Raw genomic sequence first — 8,448 nt, 5'->3', positions numbered from 1 at the left:
GGCGGAGCAGGTCCGCCTTGCCGAGCGTGTAGCCCGCCACCTTCTGCGCGATCGCCATGACCTGCTCCTGATAGACGATCATCGGCGGGCCGCTTGCCGGGCGCCTTCCGGGCGGCGGGCTCGGACGCGGAGGGCGTGCGGCCCTTGCGCCCGCCCGCCTTCTTCTCCTTCTCCGGCCTGGCCGGCTTGCTCGGCCTGCTCTGCTTGCTCGGCTTGCCGGACTCGGCGGTCTCCTTCTTCTCGCCGTTCCCGCCGTTCCCGCCGTTCCCGCCGTTCCCGCCGTTCCCGCCGTTCCCGCCGTTGCCGCCGGTCCCGCTCTTGCCGTTCTTCCCGGTCTTGCGCTGCGGCGGGACCATGCCGTTGCGGGCCGGCCGCCGGGCGCTAGTGCCGCCCGGCGGCCGGGATGGGGTGCCCGCCTGACGCCCGGACGCGCGCGCCGCGCCCGGGCCGCTCTTGTCCTCGCCCGCGGCGGGGCCCCGGGAGGCCCTCCCCTGGGCACCGCGCTTCCGGCCAGGTGGCGGTCCCGCCGCGCCGCGTCCCGGCCGCGGCGTCACCCGGCCCCCCGCTCCCGCGGCTGCTGCGCGCCCGTGCCCGCGGCACCGCGGTCGGCGGCCGGGGCGGGCACGTCGTCGGGCAGGACCGCGCCGGGGATCCCCAGCGCGCCCGCGGCCGCGGCGGCCGCCGCGGCGGAGGCCGGCATCGGCTTGCCGGAGCCGCCGATCACCTGCTGCGAGGTCGGGTCGACGTACGGCAGCGTGCCCGGGCCCCGGTAGCCGAGGCTCTCGGCCTTCTTCGACAGGTTGCCCGGGGCCTCCTCGCGGGCGATCTCCTCCTGGAGCGCCTCCTTCTGCTGCCCGAGCAGCTTGTTGCTCTGCTGGAGGCGGCTCATGGTGAAGGCGTCCTCGGCGAGAACGGTGTTGAGCAGCAGCAGGCTCACCAGCGCGCCGCCCAGCAGCCCGCAGATGAGCAGCACGAACGGGGCGCGCGGCGGCGACGCGGGACGCCGCGCGGCCGAGCGGGTGCGCGCGGCCGTCCTGGCCGGCGCCTTGCCCGCCTTGCCCGCCTTGCCCGACCTCGACTTGTCCGGCTTGGCCTGCTTGGTCGGCTTGGTGGCGGGCGGGGCCGCCGGGGACGCCCGGACCCGCGTCCTGGCCGCGGGCTCGGCCGGCTTCGCGGGCTTGGCGGGCGCGGCGGGCGTGCCGGCCGCGCCGGTGCGCCTGCGCGCGGGCGCCTGGCCCGGCGGGCGGCTCGTGGTCGGCCGGCGTGTCGTCGTCGTCATGTCGCCTCCCGGAGCCGCTCGGCGGCGCGCAGCCGCACCGATCCGGCCCGTGGATTGGTCGTGGTCTCCGCCTCTGTGGGCAGCTCGGCACCGCGGGTGAGCAGCCGGAAGCGCGGCTGGTGCTCGGGCAGCGGCACGGGCAGCTCGGGCGGCGTCGTGTCCGCCGCCTGAGCGGTGAGGATCCGCTTGGTGATGCGGTCCTCGAGGGAGTGGTAGGAGAGGACCACGACGCGCCCGCCGACCGGCAGGGCGTCGAGGGCGGCGGGCAGGGCCCGGCCCCAGATGTCCAGCTCCCCGTTCACCTCGATGCGCAGCGCCTGGAAGGTCCGCTTGGCCGGGTTGCCCCCGGTACGGCGGGTGGCGGCCGGGATCGAGGTGCGCACCAGGTCGGCCAGCCGCCTGGTGGAGTCGAGTGGAGCGCGCTCGCGCTCGCGCACGATGGCGGACGCGATCCGCTGCGCGAACCGCTCCTCGCCGTACTCGCGCAGGATGCGGGCCAGCTCGGCGGGCGGGTAGCCGTTGACCACCTCGGCCGCCGTGAGGCCCTGCGTACGGTCCATGCGCATGTCGAGGGGCGCGTCGTAGGAGTAGGCGAAGCCGCGCTCGGCCTCGTCCAGCTGCGGGGAGGACACTCCGAGGTCGAACAGCGCCGCGTCGACGTGCGCGACGCCGAGCCGGCCGAGGACCCGGGGAAGCTCGTCGTAGACGGCGTGCTCCAGCGTGACGCGGTCGCCGAAGCGGGCCAGCCGCCGCGCGGACCGCTCCAGCGCGGTCGTGTCGCGGTCCAGTCCGATCAGCCGCAGCCCGGGATGGGCGTCGAGCATGGCCTCGGCGTGGCCGCCGAGCCCGAGGGTGCCGTCGAGGTACACCGGCGCGCGGCCGGACACCCGCTCGACGGCGGGAAGCAGGAGTTCCCGTACGCGATCGAGCATGACCGGAACGTGACCGGACCCGATCGCAGGGTCGCCCCCGTCCATGACTACACCCCCTCGTGCGCCACTTCGCTCGCGGACTGCGTGGCACCGCCGCCCCGATCCCGTACGCCCGCGCTCGTCACGCGGGAGCCGGTGCCCCCTCCGGCGGCCTCGCCCGGCCAGGTCCCCATCCGCTGCCCGTGAGGAAGATCACCGCGTGTCCGCGGGGGGTCGCCGTCTGGCGCCGGGGAAGCTGCGCCAGCTGGCCGGAGAGCGGCTGGAGACCTGGCCGAACGTGGGCCGGTGCCGGTTTCATCGGACCGACGGGTGAATGTTCAGAGGATCCCGGGCAACACCTCCTCCGAGACGTCGGCGAAGGCCTGCTCCTCCTGCTCGAGCCAGGCCTCCCAGGCCGCGGTGTCCCAGATCTCCAGGCGCGTGTTGGCGCCGATCACGGTGCAGTCGCGGGTGAGCCCCGCGTACTTGCGCAGCGGTGGCGGGATCGTGACGCGTCCCTGCTTGTCGGGGACCTCGTCGGAGGCGCTGGCGAAGAAGACCCGGCTGTAGGCCCGCACCGCCTTCTCGGTGACCGGCGCGGACCGGAGCGCCTCGGTGATGCGCTGGAACTCCGCCATGGGGAAGACGTACAGGCAGCGTTCCTGGCCCTTCGTGATCACCAATCCCCCCGACAGCTCCTCGCGGTACTTCGCCGGCAGGAACAGTCGTCCCTTGTCGTCGAGGCGCGGTGAGTGGGTGCCGAGAAACACCGGCCCACCTCCCGCGCCGCGGTGGGCGCCACTGCTCCCCCACGGCGCCCCACTCTACTCCACTCTTCCCCACCGTCAACTACGAAAACATCTCTTCGGCGCCGTAACGCGCCGGAAATCCGCAGGTCAGATGGGGTGGTGCGGAGTGGGGGGCGGGGAGGGGCCCCGCGCGCGCCCCACCCCGCGCCCGTCCGCGGGAGCCGGTGCGGTGGATCACAATGGGCTCCCGTTCGACATGAACATCGCGACTCCCCGCCCGACGACGTACTGTCGTTGGCATCAAGAGCAGGGCACCGGGCACGAGGCACACGGCCGGGGCACGTGGACCAGGACGCGGGCGATGCCGTACCGGGTCGCCGCCGGGTCGCCGGGAAGGCCCGCGCCGCCCGGGGGCACGGGCCTCCCGGCGGGGCCGGTGGCGAGGGCGCGGCCGTTCGGCTGAGGAGGGTTTGCTGGTGGCAGTAGGCACGCACGGCGAGTCGTTCAAGGAGGCGTCCGCCGGCGCCGGGGTGCCCCCGGCCCGCGCCGCGGGGCTCGACGGGCTGGCCCAGGTCGCGGGCAAGATCCGGGACGCGGTCGAGTCGGTGATCGAGGGCAAGCCCGGGGTGGTGCGGCTAGCGCTGACGGTGCTGCTCGCCGAGGGGCACCTGCTGATCGAGGACGTGCCCGGCGTCGGCAAGACGATGCTCGCCAAGGCGCTCGCCCGGTCCGTCGACTGCTCGGTGCGGCGCGTCCAGTTCACCCCGGACCTGCTGCCCAGCGACATCACCGGGGTCAGCGCCTACAACCAGGAGCTGCGCGAGTTCGAGTTCAAGCCCGGCCCGGTGTTCGCCAACATCGTGGTGGGCGACGAGATCAACCGCGCGTCCCCCAAGACGCAGTCCGCGCTGCTGGAGTGCATGGAGGAGCGGCAGGTCACGGTGGACGGCACCACCTACCCGCTGGAGCGGCCGTTCATGGTCATCTCCACCCAGAACCCGGTGGAGATGGAGGGCACCTACCCGCTGCCCGAGGCGCAGCGCGACCGGTTCACCGCCCGCATCTCGATGGGCTACCCCGACCCGGCCGCCGAGCTGGAGATGCTGGACGTGCACGGGCAGTCCTCCCCGCTCGACCTGCTGCGGCCGGTGGCGAACGCCGGCGACGTCCGGCGGCTGATCGACGTCGTCCGGCGCCAGCATGTGGCGCAGCAGGTCAAGCAGTACGCCGTCGACCTCGTCACGGCCACCCGGACCCATCCCGACCTGCGCCTGGGCGCCTCGCCGCGGGCCACCCTGCACCTGGTGCGGGCGGCCCGCGCGTACGCGGCGCTGGACGAGCGCGACTACGTGCGGCCCGACGACGTCCAGGAGCTGGCGGTGCCCGTGCTGGCGCACCGGCTGCTGCCGACCGCCGAGGCGCAGGTCGAGCGGCGCCGTCCCGAGCACGTCGTGGCCGACCTGGTGAACCGGCTGCCGGTGCCCTCGCCGCGGGCGTGACGCCCGGCGCGGGAGCGAACGAGGAACGACCGCAAGATGAAGAGACCGCCTCCGGGAAGTGACCGTTGAGAAGAGCGCTGGCCGGCCTGACGACCCGCGGGCGGTCCTTCGTGGCCGCCGGGGTGACCGCCATCGTGTGCGCGTTCGTCCTGGGCGAGCGCGACCTGCTCCGGGCCGGCGTGCTGGTCCTGGTGCTGCCGCTGCTGTGCACGGTGGCGGTGTCGCGCACCCGCTACCGGCTCGCCTGCGCGCGCCGGCTCACCCCCTCGCGGCTGCCCGCCGGGCACGAGTCGCGGGTGGACCTGCGGCTGGAGAACGTCTCCCGGCTCCCCAGCGGGCTGCTGATGGTGGAGGACCAGGTGCCGTTCGCGCTCGGCGGCCGGGCCCGGTTCGTCCTGGACCGGATCGAGCCGCACGGCACCCGCGAGCTGAGCTACCGCATCCGCTCGGACGTGCGGGGCCGCTACCGCGTCGGGCCGCTGACGGTGCGGCTGGCCGACCCGTTCGGGATGGTGGAGCTGGTCCGGTCGTTCAGCCTGTCCGACACCCTGACGGTCACGCCCGCGATCGTGCCGCTGCCGCCGGGCCGGCTGGGCGGCGCCTGGACGGGCGGCGGCGACAGCCTGGCCCGCACGGTCGCCTCGGCCGGCGAGGACGACATCGCCCCGCGCGAGTACCGGCACGGCGACGACCTGCGCCGGGTCCACTGGCGGTCCACGGCGCGGCGCGGCGAGCTGATGGTGCGGCGCGAGGAGCAGCACTGGCAGAGCAGCGGCACGCTGTTCCTCGACACCCGGCGGGCGGGGTACTGGGGCGAGGGCCCCGGCTCCTCGTTCGAGCAGGCGGTGTCGGCGGCCGCCTCGGTCGGGGCGCATCTCGGCCGGGCCGGGATGGGCCTGCGGCTGGTGACCGACGCGGGCGAGGCCGTGCCGCGCTCGGTCGGGTACGAGGGCGCCTTCGAGGGCGCGCTGCTGGACGCGCTGGCGGTGGCCCGGACGTCCCGCGGCGGCACGCTGACCCCGGGCCTGGCCGCGCTGCGCGGCTCGGCCGCGACCGGGCGCGAGGCGGACGGGCTGGTCGTCGCCGTGTTCGGGATCCTGGGTCCCGGTGAGGCCCGCGCGGTCGCGGCGGCCTGCCGGGGCAACGCCACCCATGTCGCCGTGCTGATCGACGCCGTCCCCCCGGAGAACGCCCTGCCACCGCATCACGAGGACAAGGACGAGGCCGCGGACGAGTACGCGCCCGGGACCGGCGGCGGGTCGGGCCCGGCCGCGGCCGGGCCGACCGCCAGGCTGCTGCGCGCGGCGGGCTGGCGGGTGGTGGTCGTCCGGTCGGCGGCCGAGCTGGCCGGCGCCTGGGCGAGCGCCGACCAGTCCGGCGAGGACTTCGCGAGAGGCGCCTCATGAGGATCCGGATGACGGTCATGGCCGCGCTGGCGTCGCTGGCCGGCACGGCGGGGCTGCACCCGCTGTTCTCCCGCGGCACCTGGTTCTGGTCGGGGCTGGGCGCGGTGCTCGCGGTCGCCGCGGGCGGCCTGCTGGTGCGCCGGTTCCGCGCCCCGGCGGTGGTCAGCGCGCTGGGCGGGCTGGCGTGCCTGCACCTCTATCTCACCGCGCACTTCGCGCCGGGCGAGGCGCTGCTGGGGATCGTGCCCACGCCGGCGTCGCTGGACCGGCTGGGCGAGCTGTACGGGGCGGGCTGGGACGCGGCCAACCGGTACGCGGCGCCGGTGCCGCTGGTGCCCGGGATCACCCTGCTGGCGGCCACGGGCGTCGGGCTGGTGGCCGCGATCGTCGACCTGCTCGCGGTGCGGCTGCGGAAGGCGGCCCCGGCCGGGCTGCCGCTGCTGGCGATGTTCAGCGTGCCCGCCGCGGTGCGCGAGGAGAGCGTCGGCTGGTTCGCGTTCGGCGTCGGCGCCGCGGGCTACCTCGCGCTGCTGGTGGCGGACTCCCGCGAGCACGTCGGGACGTGGGGGCGCGTGGTGCTCGGCCGGCGGGTGAACGAGGACGTCCCGCCGCCGGGCGGATCGGGCGCGGCGGCCGGCGGCCCGGTGCGGCGCCCCGACTCCGGGTCGCTGGCGGCCAGCGGGCGGCGGATCGGGACCGCGGCGGTGGCGGTGGCGGTGCTGGTGCCGGTCGCGGTGCCCGGGATCCAGCCGCGCGGGCTGTTCGACATGGGCGGCGGCGGCCCGGGCGGCACCCAGACCGTGACGACCCCCGACCCGCTGGTCAGCCTGAAGCGGGAGCTGACGCACGCCGACGACTCGATCGTCCTCTCGTACCGGTCCACCGACAGGGAGCCGGACTACCTGCGGCTGTACGCGCTGGACCGGTTCGACGGCGACCGCTGGACCTACAGCCCGCTGGAGAGCACCGCGCGCGACCGCGTCTCGGGCCGCGGGCTGCCCGGCCCGCCGGGGCTGACCGAGGCCGCCACCCGGAAGGTGACCACGAACGTCCGGGTCCGCCGGCAGGTCCGGAACATGACGTTCCTGCCGGTGCCGTACGCGCCGTCCCGGCTGCGGATCGACGGCGACTGGCGGGTGCACGCGCCGTCGCTGATGATCTACTCGCTGCGCGACTCGGCGGGCGGCCGCTCGTACGAGGTCACCAGCGTCAAGGCCCAGCCCACGGCGGAGCGGCTGGCGTCCGGGGTGTCCTACCCGAGCGAGATCGTGACGCCGTACACCGCCGTCCCGCGCAACGTGCCGGCGGAGATCCGGCAGCTCGCGCAGAAGGTCACCGAGGGCTCCACGACGGCGCACGCGCAGGCGGTGCGGCTGCAGAAGTGGTTCACCCGGGAGGGCGGGTTCCAGTACGACCTGTCGGCCCCGGCGCCCCAGCACGGCAACGACCTGGTCGACTTCCTGCTGCACAGCAAGCGCGGCTACTGCGAGCAGTACGCGGCGGCGATGGCGCTGATGGCGCGGATCCTGGGCATCCCGGCGCGGGTGGCGATGGGGTACACGCCCGGCACGCAGGTCACGCCCGGCGAGTGGGTGGTGCGCTCGCGGGACGCGCACGCGTGGCCGGAGCTCTACTTCCCCGGGACGGGCTGGGTGCGGTTCGAGCCGACCCCGGCCGGGGCCGCCGGGCAGGGCACCGCGACCATCCCCGGCTACACCGACCCGGTGACCATCGGCGAGACCCCGGCGGGGCAGGAGCCGGACGCCCCGAACGCGGACGAGTCGCCGGCCGAGGGGCCGAGCGCGGGCCCGTCGGCGGCCGACCGCCAGCGTCCCCAGGACCAGGGCCCCGCCGGCGCGGTCCCGGACCTGGAGCAGGAGGAGGACGGCGGCCCGCCCGCCGGGTGGATCGCCGCGGGGCTGCTGGTGCTCCTGATCCTGACCGCCCCGATGATCGTGCGGCTGCTGGCCCGGCGGCGGCGCTGGGCGGCCGTCCGGCGGGGCGGGCACGGTACGGGCTCCCCGGACCGGCCGGCCGCGCGCTGGGCGGGGATCGTCCCGCGGCGCTGGCTGGCCAGGCTCCCCCGGCACTGGGCGGTGATCGTCCAGGACGGCACGGCCGGCGCGGCGGGCGCGGGCGGGCCCGAGGGGTCCGGTGGGCATGGTGGGCACGGGGGCCAGGCGCGGCGCGATCCCGCGGACGCGGCGCACGCGGCGTGGCGGGAGATGCGGGCGGACGCGATCGACCACGGGCTGGAGTGGCGGGCCAGCGACACCCCGCGGGCGGCGGCGCGGCGGCTGGGCGAGCTGCTGGAGCTGGACGCCGAGAGCAGCGGGGCGCTGGTCCGGATCGCGCGGGCCGAGGAGCTGGCCCGCTACTCGCGCTCGCACCCGGAGGTGCCGGCGGAGGCGCTGCGGGCCGACGTCAGGACGGTGCGGGAGGCATTCGCCGCGGCCGTGAGCCGCAGGGCGCGCCTGCAGGCGCGGTACCTGCCGCCGTCGGGGCTGGCGGCGTTCCGCGCGGCGGGGGGCCGGGCGATCGAGACGACCGGACGGCTGAACCGGCTCGCGGCCGGGTTCGGCGGCCTGCGCGAGCGGGTCGCCG

At 76.3% G+C, this 8,448-nt stretch carries 7 protein-coding genes; 3 read left to right on the top strand and 4 right to left on the bottom strand.

Annotated elements, in window-relative coordinates:
- From AB0881_RS41305 to mraZ, 4 genes are all read right to left on the bottom strand, one after another.
- On the bottom strand, window positions 1-58 hold a 58-nt coding region (locus AB0881_RS41305; protein WP_366626366.1), incomplete at its 3' end, for a hypothetical protein.
- A 492-nt stretch (window positions 59-550) separates the two neighbouring features.
- A complete protein-coding gene (locus AB0881_RS41300; protein ID WP_366626364.1) occupies window positions 551-1,279 on the bottom strand; it encodes a hypothetical protein in 729 nt (242 codons plus the stop codon).
- Entirely contained in the window at window positions 1,276-2,256 is a 981-nt protein-coding gene (rsmH, locus tag AB0881_RS41295; RefSeq protein ID WP_366626363.1) for a 16S rRNA (cytosine(1402)-N(4))-methyltransferase RsmH, read from the bottom strand. Before rsmH ends, AB0881_RS41300 begins: the two co-directional genes overlap by 4 nt.
- 272 nt (window positions 2,257-2,528) lie before the next feature.
- Window positions 2,529-2,960 carry a division/cell wall cluster transcriptional repressor MraZ gene (gene mraZ / locus AB0881_RS41290; RefSeq protein WP_366626362.1) on the bottom strand — a complete coding sequence of 144 codons (432 nt, stop codon included), beginning with the start codon at window positions 2,958-2,960 and terminating at the stop codon, window positions 2,529-2,531.
- Between the two features lie 509 nt (window positions 2,961-3,469).
- Between mraZ and AB0881_RS41285 the strand changes: the two genes are divergently transcribed.
- The 3 genes from AB0881_RS41285 to AB0881_RS41275 form a co-directional block, all read left to right on the top strand.
- A complete protein-coding gene (locus AB0881_RS41285) occupies window positions 3,470-4,438 on the top strand; it encodes a MoxR family ATPase (protein WP_366626365.1) in 969 nt (322 codons plus the stop codon).
- Between the two features lie 65 nt (window positions 4,439-4,503).
- Window positions 4,504-5,844: a DUF58 domain-containing protein gene (locus AB0881_RS41280; RefSeq protein WP_366626361.1), complete on the top strand. Its 1,341-nt coding sequence runs from the start codon at window positions 4,504-4,506 to the stop codon at window positions 5,842-5,844.
- Between the two features lie 8 nt (window positions 5,845-5,852).
- Window positions 5,853-8,448 (top strand): DUF3488 and transglutaminase-like domain-containing protein (locus AB0881_RS41275; RefSeq protein ID WP_366626360.1); only part of this gene is annotated, 2,596 nt, incomplete at its 3' end.

Source organism: Spirillospora sp. NPDC029432 (assembly GCF_040703975.1).
GTDB lineage: Bacteria > Actinomycetota > Actinomycetes > Streptosporangiales > Streptosporangiaceae > Spirillospora.
The sequence above is the reverse complement of the archived record's forward strand: the minus strand, read 5'-3'. Positions and strand labels throughout refer to the sequence as shown.

Coding starts and splice junctions, on each gene's coding strand:
- AB0881_RS41300 (WP_366626364.1), bottom strand. CDS start 1,279: ATGACGACGACGACACGCCGGCCGACCACGAGCCGCCCGCCGGGCCAG.
- rsmH (WP_366626363.1), bottom strand. CDS start 2,256: ATGGACGGGGGCGACCCTGCGATCGGGTCCGGTCACGTTCCGGTCATG.